At 33.5% G+C, this 18,645-nt stretch carries 12 protein-coding genes; all 12 read left to right on the top strand.

All coding sequences use genetic code 11. The annotated features are described in order from the left end of the window. The coding region (locus tag HMPREF0446_RS00295; RefSeq protein WP_020991222.1) for an IS481 family transposase at positions 1 to 372 on the top strand (372 nt) is incomplete at its 5' end. A gap of 261 nt (positions 373 to 633) precedes the next feature. Then, positions 634 to 3,936 (top strand): SIALI-17 repeat-containing surface protein, encoded by a 3,303-nt coding sequence (locus tag HMPREF0446_RS00300; RefSeq protein ID WP_006703762.1) that lies wholly within the window; start codon positions 634 to 636, stop codon positions 3,934 to 3,936. 176 nt (positions 3,937 to 4,112) lie between these two features. Continuing rightward, positions 4,113 to 8,255 (top strand): YSIRK signal domain/LPXTG anchor domain surface protein, encoded by a 4,143-nt coding sequence (locus HMPREF0446_RS00305; protein ID WP_006703761.1) that lies wholly within the window; start codon positions 4,113 to 4,115, stop codon positions 8,253 to 8,255. A 198-nt stretch (positions 8,256 to 8,453) separates the two neighbouring features. Next, positions 8,454 to 10,043, top strand: coding sequence for a glycosyltransferase family 52 (locus HMPREF0446_RS00310; RefSeq protein WP_020991223.1), 1,590 nt, complete (start codon positions 8,454 to 8,456; stop codon positions 10,041 to 10,043). Positions 10,044 to 10,045: 2 nt separating this feature from the next. Beyond that, positions 10,046 to 11,287 (top strand): glycosyltransferase family protein, encoded by a 1,242-nt coding sequence (locus HMPREF0446_RS00315; RefSeq protein ID WP_006703759.1) that lies wholly within the window; start codon positions 10,046 to 10,048, stop codon positions 11,285 to 11,287. 33 nt (positions 11,288 to 11,320) lie between these two features. Further along, positions 11,321 to 12,670, top strand: coding sequence for a dTDP-4-dehydrorhamnose 3,5-epimerase family protein (locus HMPREF0446_RS00320; RefSeq protein WP_006703758.1), 1,350 nt, complete (start codon positions 11,321 to 11,323; stop codon positions 12,668 to 12,670). Further along, entirely contained in the window at positions 12,654 to 13,433 is a 780-nt protein-coding gene (locus tag HMPREF0446_RS00325) for an alpha-1,2-fucosyltransferase (protein ID WP_020991224.1), read from the top strand. Before HMPREF0446_RS00320 ends, HMPREF0446_RS00325 begins: the two co-directional genes overlap by 17 nt. A 17-nt stretch (positions 13,434 to 13,450) precedes the next feature. Then, positions 13,451 to 14,446, top strand: coding sequence for a dTDP-glucose 4,6-dehydratase (gene rfbB, locus HMPREF0446_RS00330; RefSeq protein ID WP_006703756.1), 996 nt, complete (start codon positions 13,451 to 13,453; stop codon positions 14,444 to 14,446). Further along, complete coding sequence (locus HMPREF0446_RS00335) at positions 14,443 to 15,099, top strand: acylneuraminate cytidylyltransferase family protein (protein WP_006703755.1); 657 nt, start codon at positions 14,443 to 14,445, stop codon at positions 15,097 to 15,099. Before rfbB ends, HMPREF0446_RS00335 begins: the two co-directional genes overlap by 4 nt. Beyond that, positions 15,099 to 16,277: a sodium:solute symporter family transporter gene (locus HMPREF0446_RS00340; RefSeq protein ID WP_006703754.1), complete on the top strand. Its 1,179-nt coding sequence runs from the start codon at positions 15,099 to 15,101 to the stop codon at positions 16,275 to 16,277. The genes HMPREF0446_RS00335 and HMPREF0446_RS00340 overlap by 1 nt, the downstream gene beginning before the upstream one ends. A gap of 63 nt (positions 16,278 to 16,340) precedes the next feature. Continuing rightward, on the top strand, positions 16,341 to 17,672 hold the full coding sequence (locus HMPREF0446_RS00345) for a glycosyltransferase (RefSeq protein ID WP_006703753.1): 1,332 nt from the start codon (positions 16,341 to 16,343) through the stop codon (positions 17,670 to 17,672). Between the two features lie 18 nt (positions 17,673 to 17,690). Continuing rightward, complete coding sequence (locus HMPREF0446_RS00350) at positions 17,691 to 18,569, top strand: glycosyltransferase family 52 (protein ID WP_006703752.1); 879 nt, start codon at positions 17,691 to 17,693, stop codon at positions 18,567 to 18,569. Positions 18,570 to 18,645 lie beyond the last annotated feature (76 nt).

The raw sequence follows: 18,645 nt of genomic DNA on the forward strand, positions 1-18,645 counted from the left end.
ACAGCAGAATTTTTAGGGGATGTAGAAGAAGAGTTTGGATTTAGTATTAAAGCCATTCAAACAGATAATGGACGTGAATTTACCAATGATCCAGAAGTAACCAGTAAAAAAACAATTTTCGAACAAAAATTAGAAGAAAAAGGCATTAAACATATAAAAACTAGACCCTACTCTCCATGGCAAAATGGAAAAGTAGAACGTAGTCATAGAGAAGATGGAAGAAAATTTTATAATAGAGTCTTTAAGAGTTTAGATAGTTTAGTGAAAGCTCATAAAAGATATATTAGTAGAGGAAATAATGTAGCTAGGTGTGTATTAAATTTTAAATCACCAAATCAAATAGTACAGCAGCACTTGTTACAATCGGCTTAATGTATTGTAGTTCAACGCCTTTTTCCTTTGTCAAGGGACGCTTCGCTCTAAAGCCCTTGACAAATTCAGGCGTTAAACTGTTTTGTGTACAAGCCAATTGTCCCACAAGTTGTATTGACACTGGTTCGTGTCACAAATGTTTGTGTTTCTTAGAATTGTAATATACATGTAATATAAATAAACTTAATTATGCTTAAAAAGTAGAGTATAATTATATCGTATAGCATAAAATTCAGAATAAAGATAAAAATGGAGTAAAATATGGGAAATAATATTATACAGAAAAAATATTCATTACGAAAATTCAAAGGGATTGGTTTGGCGAGTGCAGTGATTGGCTTGTTTTTTGCGAATCAAGCTGTATATGCAAATGTAACAGCAGATGGAAAAGACGAAACAACCATTGTAGGGCAGTTTGATAAAGTTTCATCTAGTGCAAAAACAACTTTTACGGATGATCAAAATCCAACTAAAAAAGTTACAGTAGATGCAGTTGCGGATATTAGATATAAAAAACCGACAAAAGCCAATCAAAATACAGGAGATGCAGATGGTACAGATGTATTAAATTTTACATCTAAAGCAACAGTAAATTATCTTGTTGATAAAACTAATGAAGTAATTAAAACTAAAGAAGTGGATACTGGAACAGGAACTATTACGACATCTTTTGATAAAAAAGGTTTAGATTCTGATGCAGATGGAAAAGATTATCGTGATTCAATCGTAAATAAGGATAATGTCACTTTGTCAATTGCAACAGGAAGTGAAGATGTTATTACATCAAACGGTAAAGAATATCGATTAGTCCGTTCAGAAGTTGTCGATAAAGATAAAGCAACTTATGAAAAAACGAAGTTTAACGATATTGAAGCTCCAGTTTCTCCAGAAGGAATGCATAACAATCTTGGTGAAATTAATTATGGAAAAATTACTGGGAAAGTCTATTTAGTAGAAGAAACAACTGATGGTAAATATGGAAAATTCGTAGAAGCAACAAATATTAAGAGCGATGAAGAAGCCGTAAATGCTTGGAAAAATGGACAAGCAACAGCCAAAGAATTTTCGAAAGCCAATGTAACTTTAAAAGAAGGCGATACAGTTCTTGTGATGGATCGCGACACATATGCTCATGGAAGTGGGACAAGAACGGTTAATACGAATAATTATAGAAGAGAGAAAGTTCCTGCAACACCAGAGTTCGATAAAGTGGAATCATCTGAAGAAATTAAAGATGTTAATGCTTATCCTTCCTATGCGTTGGATAATGAAACTGTAAGTGGAAATTATGTAGCAGCAGGTGCAGATCATAACTTTGGAACAAGTGATGATGGAGAAGTTACTTTCAACGGAGAACAGTATCTTCTCTATCGTTATGCACGAAAACTAGAAAATAGCTTACCAGAGGTAAAAGACACTCCAGAGTTAGATTTTAGTAAATCTTCTTTAAATGAAATAATGAGATATATGCAATCTGAAGTTTTTGGGGTATTGGAATACTTTGATTACTATGCAAAAACCGATGCAGAAAGACAATTGATTCAAGAAAGAAGAACTAAATTAGAACAAAACATTGCTGATACCATTCAAATGATAAAAAATGAAAATATTAGTATGGCTGCTGCTAAACCGGATGATAGGTATACAACTGGATTGGTTTTTTATTCTCCGGATAGAGAAAAATTAACTGCCATAAAAAAACAAATTGAATCTGGAGAAAAAGTATTAGATGAATTAAGGCTTACTCTGAAAACGGACGAAGAAAATGTAGAACAATATGAAAATAAAAAAGATGTGAAAAAAATAACTAAAGAAATATTGTTATACGAACTAAACCACAAGGACATTTATGGTCGTCATTATGGTTATCCTAGATTCTCTTATAGAACAGTTGTGTCTTATCATAAAGATGCAGAATCGGAACATTACAGCGATTGGGAAAAAGTATATCCTGAAGTAGAAACGAGAGAAGATTCTGTATATGCGAATAAGGGTGTCGTCACTATTTCTGATGATTTGAGTAAGATAAAAGTTGTCAATGCTGAGTCAACTACGAAAGAGACAGAGTTCACTAAACAAGATGTAACAACAAGAGAAGAAACAGATTACGTTGTGAAGGAGATTATCACACCAGTCCGTGCTTATAAGGTAATGGGAGAGAATGGTCCTGTTGTTAATCATTATTATAAAATGGTAACAAGACGTTCTGAAAACCCGACACATACTGAAAACACAAAAGTAGGAACAGTGACTGTTCAATATGTTTCAAGTTCAGGAGAAAAGTTGAAAGCTGATGAAACAGTGGAATTGAATACACCGTATGAAGTAACAAAAACATATGATGTCTTTTCTGGAACAACAAAAGTCGGGGAAGAAAATGTGGTTGAAACATTAAATCCTATTTATGATGCAATTCCGAAGAGATTCAATACAATAATAGGCGATAAGACAGGATTTGCTTATGAATTTGAAGCAATTGCCTATGGTTCTGCACCTGAAAGAAGTACAATAGATAAACCTCAAACGATTGTTAGCTATGTTTACCGTTTTGTAAGTAAAGAAGATCCAACACCAGTTAAAAAAGAGGTGAAAGGTTCGGTAATTGTTAAATATGTTGATGCTGAAGGGAATGAAATCAAATCAGAAGAAATAGTGAAGCAAGATGCTGTTATAAAGACAATTTATACTTATTTTACAAAATCTGGAGATAAAGTTATTTCAACTCGAGAACGTGTTAATTATGAACTTTTACCTTTTTATAATACTCAAGATAAACGGTTGAACGAAATTACTACCGAAGATGGTAAAAAGTACAAATATCAGGGGATTTATCCAGTTTCAGAAAAATTCCATAATGTTATTGCTGAAAATGGAATTCTTGAGGAAGGTACAACTACAGTTGTTTATCAATATGTTTTAGAACCTAAAAAAGTTGAATGGGCAGTATCAGAAAAACCGCCAATTCTAGAAGTTCCAGAATTCAAAGGAGGAGTAGCCTCAGAACAGCCACCAGTATTGGGTGTCCCTGAATTCAATGGTTCAGTAAATGGAGAGTTAGATGAACCATTAACTTTACCACAATTAATTATTACTAAATGGGTGGATGAATACGGAAATGAACTAAAACCAACAGATGCGAAAAAACCTTCTGTAGAAGGTGAAGCAAATGAGGCGTTTGAACCAGGTACAATTGAAGGGTATGAATTTGTTGAAACAATTCCAGTAGATGCTAATGGTATTGTTACTCATGTTTTCAAGAAAAAACAAGCTTATAAACCTGAAGAGCCTAAACCAGAGCCAAAACAGGAACCCACTCCAGAGCCTAAGCCAGAACCTAAGAAAGAAGAACCTAGGAAAGAAGAACCTAAGAAAGAAGAACCAAAAACAAATAACGTAACTCCTTCAAATGAAGGAAACGAACATCAAACTTCCGTTCCTACTAAAAAAGTAGAAGAATTACCTCAGACAGGTACAGGACAGGAGCTTGCAATCTTTGGAGCAGCTGCAAGTTCAATTCTTGCAGGTTTAGGATTAGTGATACCAGGAAAGCAAAAAAAAGAATAAAAAATATTTAGGAGTAAACCTTTGGGATTTACTCCTATTTTTGTATAAATTGATAAATAAGGTATATAAATTTTGTAACCTTAATTTAATATTTTCTCAGAGATATTAGTGATATAATTGCCATGAAATACTATAGCAATAGGTTTTTTAATACATTGAATAAAGAGGGAAAAACAATGGGTAATAGAGATATACAAAGAAAATATTCCTTGAGAAAATTCAAGGGCGTTGGTTTAGCAAGTGCAGTGATTGGCCTGTTCTTTGCGAATGGGGCTGTTGAAGCTGCAGTAACGTCTAACGGGACAAATGAACCTACAATAGTGAGTGATACATCTAAAGTTGAATCTGCAAAAGCTACAACTTTTACAGATGATACAGATACATCTAAAACTTTCAAAGTCGATGCAGTTTTAGATGGCGGAGTAACTGAACCAACAAAAGCAAATATTAATACTGGTGATACTGATGGTAATGACACAGTAAGTTTTAAATCAGGAGCAACTGTAAACTACAAACTTGATTCTGATAAGTCATTGCTAAAAACAGAAACAGTAGAAGCTGGAACAGGTACAGTAACAACACCTTACGATAAAAAAGGCCTTGCAGCTGATACAGATGGGAAAGACTACCGTGAATCAACAGTAGCTAAAATTGGAGATGCTGTTACTGTAGCTACTGGTAAAAAAGATACTGTAGAAGCGAATAATAAAGTCTATGAATACGTACGTTCAGAAGTTGAAGGTACTGATAAACCAACTTATAGTAAAACAAGTTTCAACAATATCGAAGCAGCAGTATCTCCAGAGGGAATGCATAATAAACTAGGGGAAATCGACTATACAAAAACTAAAGGTAAAGTCTATCTAGTTGAAGAAACTGCTGATGGAAGGTACGGTAAATTCGTAGAGGCTAGCGGTGTAACTAGTGATGAAGATGCAGTGGCAAAATGGAAAGCTGGAGAAGCTACTGCTAAAGAATTTACGAAAGAAAACGTAACGCTTCAAGAAGGAGACACAGTGCTTGTTCTTGATAAAGACACGTATGCAACCACAAATACTGTAGAAAGAAAAAGTAAAAAAAACGGTACGAATGTTACTTATGTTGCCGTAAAAGAAAATGTTTATGACGGAACTTCTACTGATATTTATGGTATGACCTATGCGATTCTTAGAGAGAATTATACAGCTATTAAAGATATTGGGGACGATAATGTCTTTGGCACTACTGATGATAATGAAAGAAATGCAACTTCGAATGGTGCTCAAACAAGAAAATCAATGGATGTTTTTGATGTGTCAGGAAGAGAAGATAAAAAATCTAAATATCTTCAAAAAACACCGGATTTAGACACGTCAAATGCTTCAGTGAAAGATATATTGAAAGATGTTTTTGCAACTGGATATCGAATTGTTGATTTCTTTTCTAGTAATGCGGAAAAACCTACGGATATCGAAGCGATTAATACAGTTAAAACTAATTTAGATAACAAAGTAGATGAACTCGTTAATTATATGAAAGAGAATAATATTCGAGTTGGTTCATCTAATGGTAAAGTAGGATTTTATGTAAATGATACTTCTGCTGATAATGACTCATCTAAACTAGATCAATTTGAAAATAAAGTTAGAGAAGTAAGTACGGTTTTAGATGCTTTACCTATTATTGATAAAGTAAAAACTTCTGGTGATGCTTCAAAAGAAGAAGCTCAAAAATATGGAGCATATGATTCTGACGTGGTTTCTGTTTCTAAGGATATTGTCGAAACTTACGAATTTACAACTGTAGGTGGTTTAGTAGTAACAACAAATACTAAGTATGATAGAGATAGTGGATCTACTATTATTTGGAATAAATATCCGGTGAATACAGAAGAAAACATTAATATTTCGAATGTGACAGCTGATGGAACATGGGGCGTTACGGTTGCAGATGATAAATCACAAGCTACGTTGACTAGATCTAAACGTGAAGTAAAAGAATGGGAACCTTCTGATGAAACAACAACGGATACTGTTACAGTAAATAAAAAAGAAATCATTACACCAATTCGTGCTTATAAAGTAATGGGTGAAGAAAAACCAGTTGTAACTCATTACTACAACTTAAAGATCACAAAAGAAGAAGCGGGAGAAGCAACAGCTACTAAACAAGGTAGTGTCGTTATTAAGTACGTAACAACTGATGGAAAACAATTAAAATCAGAAACTGATAAAGATAATGTAACGCTTGAAACTAAAACTATCGTAAGTTTATATTCAGGTGAAACAAAAGTTGATGAACGTACTGATGTTAAAACAGTAGAACAAAACTATGACACAACTCCAAAACAATATCCAACATTAGTTGATGCGGATACTGGATTCACATACAAGTATGTAGGTCTAAAACAAGGTTCTCCAGCAGCTAGTGGTAAAGTAGTAGAAGGAACAACGGAAGTTGTTTACGAATACCGTCTAGTAAGTGAAGAAGAAAAAACTCCATCTAGCTCAGTTGTGACTAAGACAGGTTCTGTTGATGTGAAACACGTTGTGATCAATGAAGACGGAACGCTAAAAACATTAAAAGAAACAGAAGTAGTAAAGGATAAAGTACCAGTTGAGTATGAAGATACTTTTGTAACTTACTCAAAAGGTGTAAAAGTATCTGAACGTAAAGAAAAACGCTCAGTTTCTGAAAAATATGATACTACTGATAAACAATACCCAACTCTAAAAGATGAAGCTACAGGTTTAGTTTATAAATATGTAGCTCCAACATCTGACTCAGCTCCAGCAGCAGGGGTTGTAACGGAAGGTGAAAAACACGTTATTTATAGTTATACTTTAGATAAACAAGAAGAAACAACACCTTCTAAAACAGTTGAAGCTAAAGGCTCAGTAGTTGTTAAGTACGTTGATGCTGATGGTAATGAAATCAAAGATGCAGAAAATGTAGTAACAGATGCAGTTGTCAAAACAACGAAAACATATGCTACTAAATCAGGTGATGTTGTATTATCAACTCGTGATGAAGTAACAGAAAATGATGTAAACTACAATGCTGCTGAGAAGAAAGTGGATACAATCACTAAAGATGGTAAGAAATATGTCTTCCGTGGAGTGTATGAAGTTTCTGATAAATTCAATAACGTATTAGAAGAAACAGGTAAGGTGAAAGAAGGAACTACGACAGTAGTATATCAATACGATTACGTTATTCCTGTAGATCCTACTAAACCTAACGAAGGAGAAAATACACCTCCAAAACCAGAGGACAAGATTCCTAATGACCCACAAAACCGTTCATACAAAGATTTAGGTTTATTAAAAGAAGTGAAACGTGATATCACTTATGTTTACGAAAATGGACCAAAAGCGGGACAAGAAGCAAGCGCACCTGTTAATCAAAAAGCTCGCTTCACAAGAACTGCGGAAATCAACAGTCGAACAGGTGAAGTGGTGTACACTACAGATTGGACTCCAGAACAAAAATTATCTGAAGTAGTTTCACCAGAAATTAAAGATTACACTGTAGATAAAGCTAAGGTAGAAGAATTAGCTGTAACACATGAATCAGAAGATTCATCTGTTATTGTTAAATACTCTCAAAATAAACCAAACAGTGTACGTGATTACGCAAAAGATAAAAAAGGAACAGTTATTGTTAAATTTGTTGATTCTAACGAAAATATTATTGCAGATGATTTAGTAGTTAAGAACAATGTTATTGTAGCTGAAGCGACAACTACAACTACTGGTGATAAAGAAGAAACGACATACAAAGCTACTGGTGAAGAATATGCGGTAACACCAAAAGAAACGATTGAAGTCGATGGAGTGACATTCCGATTAAAACGTGTTCTTCCAGCAGGAGATAAGTTTAAAAATACTGTGAAAGAAAAAGGTTTAGTTGAAGAAGGAACAACAACTATTGTTTACCAATATGTAATGCAAATTGGAGCACCAACAGTTGAGAAACCAGAGTTTGATGGTGGAGTAGTTCCATTAGATCCTCCAGTTGTGGATATTCCAGAGTTGAAGATTCCTAAAGAGCCAAAACCTCAACCAGAACCAATTCCAGCTCCGACTCCAACTCCAGAACCAAAACCGGAACCTAAGCCAGAGCCAAAACATGAAGAACCTAAGAAAGAAGAACCAAAACAAAATGATGCAACTCCTTCACATGAAGGACAGGAACATCAAACTTCAGTTCCAACAAATAAAGTGGAAGAATTACCTCAAACAGGTACAGGTAATGAATTCGCAATCTTCGGAGCTGCAGCAAGTTCAATTCTTGCAGGTTTAGGGTTAATAGTTCCTAAGAAAAAAGAAAATGAGTAGTTTGAAGTGAACCTTTAAAAAGATTTCCATCATTAACTACTATAAGCCAAAAGGTTGGTATCATAACCAAACCTTTTGGCTTTTCTTTATAAACAATGGGTAAATAAAAGCTTTCAAATAGGCATTATGATATAATATGAGTGTTCATTTATAAAAAATATTTGGAATGTAGAATCAACAATGAAAGTAGGAAGTAAAATGAATCTGATTTTTTGTACATCACCTTTTCAAGTGCTAGTTGCTAGAGAAGTAGCACGTCATACAAATTTAGAATTTTATGGCATGTATTTAATGATGTCGAATGATTCAAGACAACTAATTTATGCGGAAAAGATGAAGGAGTTCTGTAAAGAAGTATGTATTTTCAAAGATGGAATAGTTAAAGAACCTTTACAACAATTTCTTTCAGATAAAGTGATTACTTCCTTGTATTTGGCTAGTTTGGATAATCCTGTAGCGTATAGTTTCTTTAATCCTAATCAGATGCAATTATTTACTTTCGATGATGGTAGTACGTCGATTATTGTTCCAAATATGTATACACAAAATCTTCATCGAGTAGTTTCTCCGTTAGGATTAACATTAGGGCAAATGATGTCACTATCTCAAAAACATTTTACAGTATTTAATCAAACGAAGTTATTTGAGGAAGAAAGACAAGTACGTCTAACTTTAAATACAAAGCCACAAGAGTTTAAGCGAGCAAATAATGGGAAAGTTATTCGAGTATTTTTAGGACAAGCTTTAGGGTCAATATTCGATGAAGGAGATATTCAATTAACAAAACAATTAACAAAAAAAGCAATCCAAGATTGTAAGGCAGATATCTATTATCCTCACCCACGTGCAGTAGTGGAAGTAGAAGGGATTCAAGTAGCTGCACCTACTAATTGCTTTGAAGAGGAAATTTATTCATTATTAGAAGAGTATGAATTTGTAGAAGTGTATGGTTTCTATTCAACAGCCTTTTTATTCGTTAAAGAAATTGAAGGAGTTAAGGTTCAAGCTTACCGTACGTTTTTAAGTAGTTTTGAGTCAGATATTTTATTGGAACATGGCATTCAGTATCGTAATCTTTCTCTATCGGATACTTGTGTGGATATTGTCATGCCTGTTTATAATGGGGAGAAGACCATTGATGAATCGATTCAGTCGATTTTAAACCAAACACATCAAAAGTTTAGATTGTGGATTGTTGATGATGGTTCAACAGATCAAACGCAAGAAGTGTGTCAGAAATATTTAACAGATGCTCGTATTCATTATGAAAAATTAGTACACCAAGGAATTTCTTGTACGCTAATTTCTGGAGTAACTATGACACAAGGAGAGTTTATTGCGAGACAAGATGCCGATGATGTATGGATGCCGTGGCATTTGGAGATGGTATTACATCAATTAGAATCAAATTCTTCATTAGACATTGTAGGCTCAAGAGTAACTGCAGACGAAGATGAAAAAAATAGGAAGTTGAAAAGAAATAAACAAAATCATTTATTTGGAGAAAAGTTATGGTTACAATTAGCCTATCAAAATGTCTTTAATCACTCAACGGTAATCTTTAGAAAGTCAGCTTACTTGGAAGCTGGTGGTTATCAAGAAGGGTATGATGGATTTGAAGATTGGCATTTATGGGCGAGAATGGTGACAAAGGAAAATGCTTTTGTACTGAATAATTTGACGGTGTATTATCGCCTTTCTGATAGTCATGATAGATGGATGGCTTTTCGTACTCGTTTAGCTAAAACACGAGGATTAACTCTCGAAGAAGTTTTAGAAGGGGAATAATCATGAGAGTATTTACTATAAAAGAAGGGGTTCCGATTAGTATTTATGGCTTTGAAAGTAGTCAGTTAGCACGTCAAAACTTGATGCAATCTCTTGGTGTGGAGCATCAATTCGTTCTTACGAATTTAAGTAATATCGTTCCTAACTTTGTGGAGCAATTAGAAGAACTTGGGTTCAAAAATTTTTATCATGTCATTTTTGATTTATCTGATTTAGCTAGAGTTCAGCCGTGTGTTTCAGATAATTTTCTTTCTACATTAGAAGGTGTGAAAAAAGTCGAATATACTAAAGAAGGGTATGTAGGATTAGTTCATTATGAGGATGGCACAGTTGAGTGTTATACTTCTCAGCTCTTGTATCGATTAGATGATAAACAAAATACTTTCACTTTGTTTGGCTCTAAAGGAATTATTTTAGAAGGGGATATTAGTGAGAATTATCATGCTTATCGTTTTATTGAAACAGGAGAGACGTATTCTCAATGGCAGTTAGTGAGTTATTATTTAGCGAAGAACTCAACTCCTCAAGATAAGTTTGTCATTGATATGGTCAATGAATATCCATTACAACTTAGAAAATTTTTCCAAAATACGGGTAGAGAATTAATTGCCTTTACTCATTACAATATATTAGCTCCTTTTATGAAGTTTGTATTGCAAAATTGGTGTACAAATATTGTAGCCAGTCCAGTGTTAGAAGAACGTTTAGGAAGCGATGTTGTGAAGTTTTTGCCACCCGTTTATATGGATGAGGTTCGAGAAGAAACATATGAAACGGTAACCGATTGGTGTATTGTCGGAAATATGACTGTTATAAAAAAATGCGAATTAGCAATTGCAGCTTTTAGACAAGTTCCTGCTAGTCGATTAACGATTTATGGAACATTACCGGAAGGTATTACAAAAGAGCAACTCCCGGAAAATGTAACCTATGCAGGTTTTGTAACAACTGTTCCTTATGAGAAACATCAAGGATATCTTTCTTGTTCTTATAGTGAGTGCTTTGCTAATTCAGCAGTGGAAGCTTCTGCCAAAGGATTAGTTTGTTTATTATCACATACAGATTTAGCGCATGCATATTATGGAAAAATTTGTCCCAACACAAAAACATTCCGTTCATTACACGAATTAGTCGAAACGATTAGAGCTTTTCAACAAAAAGGGGAGTATTCTTCTTCGATTTTTGCCAAAAATTATACAAAAGAAACAGTAGCAGAAATGTATCGTCAAGTTTTAGTATATTGAACAATTTATTTTAAGAAGAGAGGAGGGCTGAGTTTGAAAATAGAAGAGCAGTTAAAACCTAATATTGAAGGACTATTACTGTTATCAAGTCCTCTTCATCATGATGAGCGTGGTTATTTTGTTGAAAATTGGCGTAAAATTGACTTGTTAAAATATGGTGTTCCAGAATCGTTTTTCCAAGAAAAGTTACAAAATAATGTTTCCGTTTCAAAAAAAGGAACGATTCGAGGAATGCATTGCCAAGGTTGGGCGAAGTTAATGACCGTTGCTTCAGGTACGTTTCGTATGTGTTTTATCGATTTGCGTTTGAGTTCTCCAACGTATAAAGCTGTAGATGTGATTGATGTCGTTCCAGGAATGGCAATCTTTGTTCCTGCTGGAGTTTCTAATGGGGCTCAAGCTTTAACGGATAAAGGGATTTTAAACTATTTAGTCACAGGTTATTATGATCTAAGTGTGAAACATTCTGGAATTATGCCACTTGATCAGACATTGAATTTACCCTGGGATGTAACAGGAGAAGTAATTATTTCCTCAAAAGATCAGCAAAGTGATTCGTACTTGTCTATTATTCAAAAAATTGAATCTTCTCGTAAAAAAATTGCAGTCATTGGTTATACTGGAGTCATTGGTTCAAAAGTTTTTGAACAATTGCAGTCTTTCAAACAATATGAAGTAGATGGATTCAATCGAGATAATTTATCAGAACTACTTCAACAAGAATATGACTGTGTCATTTGTGCAGCTCCTTCTTCTGAAAAATTCAAAACAAATATTGGGCTTGCTAATCTAGAAGAAGAGATTGAACTATTAGTAGATACTATTGCGAAAGTAAAGACGAAGCAATTTGTCCTAGTGTCTTCTCAAAGTGCCCTACATTCTGAAAATCGATATGGACAAGTACAAAATGATGTATGTCAAGCGGTTCTTCAAAATCACAAAAACCATTCGATTTATTTTATGGATACATTATATGGAGGAAATCTGAAAAAAGGATTTATTCATGACTTACTTCATCAACAGTGGAATTTTGTAACAAAAGAACAGCTAGAAAAAAATCCAGCATTACAAAGTTATTATCGTCCAGTGACAGAACAGGTAGCTGAAAGAGTTCAAGAAGTTCCTCTAGAGTTATTTGAACAACTTCCTCCAGTATCTTCACTATATGAGGATAAAGATATTTATCAAGTAACAGCGATTGAGGATTTAGTGAAAACAATCATTCAAGAATTATTTGATGCTAAAGGGATGGTACTGCAAATTAAAGATACAGTTCTTTATACTGGGCAACAAATAAAAGCATTATCTCAAAAGGCTGACAACTCAAAAATAGGGCAATATTTTAGAAAGAATAAGGAGAAAAGCGGTGAAAGTTTATTATAACGACAGAGGTTTTCAATTGGGAAATCTATTATATTTATTATTACAAGCTCATAAAGATCGTTTGGATGGGATTGCAGATAGTTATGTATTACGAACAGGTTATTATGCTTTTGCTCAAACTTTTTTTCCTAAAACAGCTGAATTATTTAGTAAAGCAAATGGGATAGAACTAGAAGATTCTGGCTATTTTCAAATATCAGGAGAAGATTATTTGCCAGTTCATGTAGATTCTTTTGTTGCAAGATATTTACAAGAACCGATTCAACAGCTTTCAAGAGAATTTGAAGAAAAAGATATTACGATTGCGATTAGAAGAACGGATTTTATCCATCAGGATCGTTATAAACATTATGGTTATGATATGTTGCAATATGTTGAGGATTGTTTAAATCGAATTGCTGCATTAGAAGCGGATGATTTTCAAGCAATGACGATTCGTATCACTTCAGATGATGTTGAATGGTGTAGGGAAGAATTAGTTCCGACCTTAAAAGAAAAATATTCATTCATTTTTCCGATTGTAGTAGAGGAACAAGATATTCGAGATAATTTTGTCCAATTATTCAATTGTAAGAAATATTTTATTAGTGCAAACTCAACTTATTGTTATTGGGTCGGATATGTTTTACGAATCGTAAAACCTGAAGTACAAGTTTTTGCGCCAAATTTTAATACGATGTTAATTGAAGAAGGACGTCAAATTGCAGATGCACGTAATTGGTTATTAATCGATGTGAATCGTGAGAATAATGATGATTTCTAGAGAAAGAAGGAATTAGAGTGAAGTATCAAAATATTATCGTAACAGGTGGAGCTGGATTTATTGGGTCAAACTTTGTACTCTATATCAAACGTCAGTATCCAAATGTCAAAATTACGATTTTAGATAAATTAACGTATGCTTCATCTTTTTCAACGATTTCGGATTTATTAGATGATAGAGTTCGATTTTACCAAGTAGATATTGCGGATAGTGAGCAGTTAGAAAAAGTCATTACAAAAGAGCATGATTTAATTGTGCATTTTGCAGCAGAATCCTTTAATGATCGTTCTTTAACAGATACAGCATCTTTTGTTCAAACGAATGTGTTAGGCACTCATCATTTATTAGAATTAGCAAGAAAATATCAATTACGTTTTCATCAAATTTCAACGGATGAAGTGTATGGGGATTTTTCGATAGAAAGTAAGGAGAAGTTTACAGAGGAAACTCAGTATCAACCTAGCTCACCTTATTCTGCAACAAAAGCATCCGCAGATTTATTAGTGAAAGCTTGGGTACGTTCGTTTGGCGTTCAAGCAACGATTTCTAATTGTTCGAATAATTATGGACCTTACCAAAATCCGGAAAAATTTATCCCGAGACAAATTATTAATATTTTGAAACAGGAAAAACCGGTATTATATGGGAATGGTTTAAATGTAAGGGATTGGATTCATGTAGAGGATCATTGTCGAGCAATTGATTTAATAATAGATAAGGGGAAAATTGGGGAAACTTATCTAGTGGGAATTGATAATGAAAGAAATAATTTAGAAGTATTACAGATGATTCTTGTACTTCTAGGAAAAGAAAAAACGGATTTTGAATTTATTGAAGACAGACCAGGGCATGACCGTAGATATGGAATTAATGCTCATAAGTTGTATGAAGAATTGGGATATCAGCCAATTCATACTTATTTTGAGAAAGAGTTGAAGCAAGTGATTGACTGGTATCAAAAAAATACAGCTTGGTGGTCTGAATTAGAGGATAAGAAAAGGGGAATATTATGAAAGTAGCCGTAATTCCGGCACGTAGTGGATCGGTGGAATTAGCACATAAAAATTTAAGTGTGGTTGGTGGGAAAAGTTTATTGAATCGAGCAATTGATTTTGCTGTAGAAGCAGAGGTGTTTGATAAAATTATTGTAACAACCGATTATGGTAAGCATTTATTTTATCGTGAAGGGATAGACGTTCGTCATAGACCAGAGGATTTGGCAACTTCTCGGGCAACAATGGTGGAAGTGTTAAAAGATGTCATCGAAACTTTTGAACTAGCTACTGAAGATAAGATTGTTTTACTTCAACCAACAAGTCCATTTCGTGTGCTCGAAGACTTAGTAAAAGTGTTGGAATTATTGGAAGAATACGACAGTGTTATTACAGTAAAAGAACTGGAATATAATCCAGCATTGTTTGTAACACCTATCAGTGATACGGAATTAGACTCTAAACAAGTAGAAGCTTGGCAAACAAATCGTCAAGAACAACAAAAACATTATTATCCAAATGGCAATTTATTTGGAGTGAGAGTCGGAACTTTTTGTCAGACACAATCCTTTTATGGTGGAAACTTAGGTTATGTATTACAAAAAGGAAAATGTAATATTGATATTAATCATAAAGATGATTTATTATTTGCACAATTTATGGAGCAACAATAATGAACAAGAATAGAACGTATAACTGGATTTTGTACAGTTTATCGATTTTTGCGACATTATTATCCCCGATTTCATTTATTGGAATAGTGGATACGGCTTATCATACAGGATATCGCAATTATATTGCTCAATTTGGAATTTTATTAGCTTTACCAATTTTATATTGGGTACTAAAGCAAATTATGGATTATGAAGATGTATTTCATTTTATAGGGCAACGATTTGGGCATGGAAGTTTTCTGTTTTCTAAAGGTTTATGGACATTGTACCAACTCTTAAGAATTGGAATTGTATTGTACATTCCTTCTGTGATGTTGGAACAATTGACGAATATTTCTGCCTATTTTTGGATTTTACTATTAGCCTTATGGGCATATGGGGTTGCTAGAGGCGGCCTATTAGCAGTAGTGAGGTATGATAGTTTATATGCGGTTATTTTATTTCTTTCTATGATTGTGATTGCTTTTAAAATGATGACAAATGGAATATTGAATCAAGCAGCACCTAGTCAAAGAGATTCGTTTTCTACTTGGATTTTGTTTGGAGCATCTTTTCAAACTTTTTCATCCTATTTAGTGAGTCCAGATATTCAAGAGAGATTCCAAAAAGTTGGAAACGCGAAGCTACTAAAATCTATTTTACTAAATGCTACTTTAGGAATTTTATTTATAGGATTTTTATATGTTATTGGAGTTTCCCTAAAACAGTCCGGCTATCAATTTAATGGAATTATCTTATTAGAATATGCTAAAAGTGAAGGATTATGGATTGCTATTCCAGTCATGATTGGAGTGCTATTATCCGCTCAGACGACTTTGTCGACAGGATATGAAATTTTAGAAAAACAATATGCGAGCAAGTATAGTCTACCGATTATTTTCGGGTTGAATATCATTATTTCATCTAGCCTAGTTGCTTTAGGAGGAGTTTCCTCCTATGAATTTTTTGTAGGATATGTCGGATTTTTCTTATCGATTATTTCTAGTCTAGTATTAGTCGGCTTAATTTTTTCAAATTTTGGAAAGTCGATAAGTCAATATGTTATACTATGTATGTGCATTTCTTTGGGAATTATAAGAGTTTTCTTTCAAATGGAAATGTGGATATATGGGCTAGTCCCTTTGATTAGTGGACTATGTAGCGCTTGGATTTTATTAAAATTAAAACAAAAAGCCTAAATCCCTGTCGAAAGATGGGGATTTTTGAATAGAGAAAATAAAAAAAGAAAGTGAGGGAAAATCATGTTACGCATTATTACGATTCATCCTGTAAAAGAAACACATCGTTATGGATTTGAAACGACTCAATTATATCGTGCTAAAGTTGCTAGATATTTAGGAGTAGATTATATCCATTTAGCGACCAGTCCTCAAGTAAGACCAGATTGGAAAAAAGAAATAATAGCATTAGGTTTCTTAGAAGAAGAGATTATTAATGTGCCAAATAGTTTTTCAGATATTGGACATGATGCTTTGTCTGTAAGGCCAGAAGATTTAACACTGCAAGAAGGCGACCAGGTAGAAATAACAGAAGAAGGATTTGTAGGTTCTGTGACGTTGGCTGATGGAACGGGAAGATACTTTTATACTTCTGGTCCTTATTTATTTGAAGATTTTCAAACGGGAGAATTACGTTGGTATCATGGAAATGGAGAATTAGTTTTACGAGCAAGATTTATGGATCCGTTTAAAGAACCTACTCCAGTAAGTTTGTTTTATCCAGGGTATATTTATTTGAAAGATGGGGAATTTTGCTCAGAAGATGATCTTGTTGTATCCTGTTTGGCAAAAAATGCAAAGCAAACAGATTTAATCATTCGAGATCAACATATTATTCCAGCACCTAGTATATTCCGATTTATGGAAAATACAGAGAAAAATTATTATGAAGTTATTCATGAAAATGTTTTGAGAAATATGGCTTTAGCAAACCTACGTGGAAAAACAGATTACTTAGTAGCAAGTGAAGTGTTAACATCTGAGTTGGAAAAACAAGGATATAGTACAAAATTCCTTCCTCCAATGGTGACACAAGTAGACCAATCTCCGAAAATAATTGGGCCTGTAACAAATTATTGCGTAGTAGGAAATATGAGCGATTTAAAAAATGTGGAATGGATTATTGAAGTGTTTATTGCGCTATATTTATCCGGTTCAAAAGCTATTGTAACTTTCTATGGTGGAAGTGCTGAAAGAATTGAGGAATTAAAACAAAAATATGAAATTCCTGAAAATATTATTTTTAAAGGAATAGTAGATAAAGTTCCATACCATCTACATCAAGCGTATGTATCATCAAGTTATTCTGAATTATTTGCCAATGCTTGTGTAGAAGCAATGAGTGAAGGTTTATTAGCAGTGTTATCCAATGTCGATATTGCGCATCGTTATTATGCAAAGCAAACAGACGGTATACAATTGTTTAGTACAAAAAAAGAATTGGTAGAAATGATTGAACGAATGGCACAAGAAGAGTATCAACAGTCGAATGAACAAAATCTAAAATTAGCCAAACAGTATTCTATCGAAAATGTAGCAAATATTTATCGTGAATTATTAGGGATAAAAGCTTAAAAGAAAGGAGGAGTTATAGTGAATAACCTAATTATCGCAACAACACCATTACAAGCAAAAATTGCTAAGTATATCCAAAGAGAATATGCAGATGAAACATTTGTCAGTTTGTATTTAACACCTCTTATGAATGAAAGGCATCGTTACTACTCTCAAGGGTTTACGGAAGTTTACTGCATGCAAACGGTGGAAGATTATGAAAAAGTAATTGAGAAGTATTCCGGTGAATACAAAACTATTTTTTATGCCAGTTTTGATCATCCGGTTATTTTAGATATTGTAGCAAGTTCTTCGTATCAACATTTAATGAGTTTTGATGATGGATATGCGGATATTTATCCATATGGAATGTATGCATTACCTTTAACGAATCAACAAATTGGCAAGTTAGGTGTAACGAGAGATGATTTAATTCGAAAAACAGAAAAACATTATACATTGTACCAAACGGATTATCATGTAGTGGATAAAGAGAAGTTAGTGTATTTAGATAACTTCTTTAATACAGATATTCAGCCTGTTTCAAATGGGAAAACAGTTAGAGTATTATTAGGACAGAAATTTTCAGAAACGGATGATGCTATTTCAGTAAGATTTATTACAACATACGCAAATGCGCTGAATATTGATTATTATATTCCTCATCCAAAAGAAACTTTTCATATTGAAGGAGTTCAATATCTAAATTCACCTTATATCGTAGAAGATGTGGTGGCGGAGTTATGGAAAGAATATGAATTTATCGAAATTTATCATTTTACTTCTTCGGTGAGTTTACATCTTCAAGGTGTGAAAAATATCACAGTGAAAGGTGTTTCTATTCCTTATTATGAGAAAAGGCAAAATGAATTGAGAAGGTTAGGTTGTGATTTCGAGACAGTAACTATCGGTTGGTAACTGGTATATCAAAGTTTTGATAAATATTCCTGAAAAGTTATATGTGAAACCGAAATTATAGGTAAATGTTCGAAAT

The organism is Granulicatella elegans ATCC 700633 (assembly GCF_000162475.2).
Classification (GTDB): domain Bacteria; phylum Bacillota; class Bacilli; order Lactobacillales; family Aerococcaceae; genus Granulicatella; species Granulicatella elegans.

Coding starts and splice junctions, on each gene's coding strand:
- HMPREF0446_RS00300 (WP_006703762.1), top strand. CDS start 634: ATGGGAAATAATATTATACAGAAAAAATATTCATTACGAAAATTCAAA.
- HMPREF0446_RS00305 (WP_006703761.1), top strand. CDS start 4,113: ATGGGTAATAGAGATATACAAAGAAAATATTCCTTGAGAAAATTCAAG.
- HMPREF0446_RS00310 (WP_020991223.1), top strand. CDS start 8,454: ATGAATCTGATTTTTTGTACATCACCTTTTCAAGTGCTAGTTGCTAGA.
- HMPREF0446_RS00315 (WP_006703759.1), top strand. CDS start 10,046: ATGAGAGTATTTACTATAAAAGAAGGGGTTCCGATTAGTATTTATGGC.
- HMPREF0446_RS00335 (WP_006703755.1), top strand. CDS start 14,443: ATGAAAGTAGCCGTAATTCCGGCACGTAGTGGATCGGTGGAATTAGCA.
- HMPREF0446_RS00340 (WP_006703754.1), top strand. CDS start 15,099: ATGAACAAGAATAGAACGTATAACTGGATTTTGTACAGTTTATCGATT.
- HMPREF0446_RS00345 (WP_006703753.1), top strand. CDS start 16,341: ATGTTACGCATTATTACGATTCATCCTGTAAAAGAAACACATCGTTAT.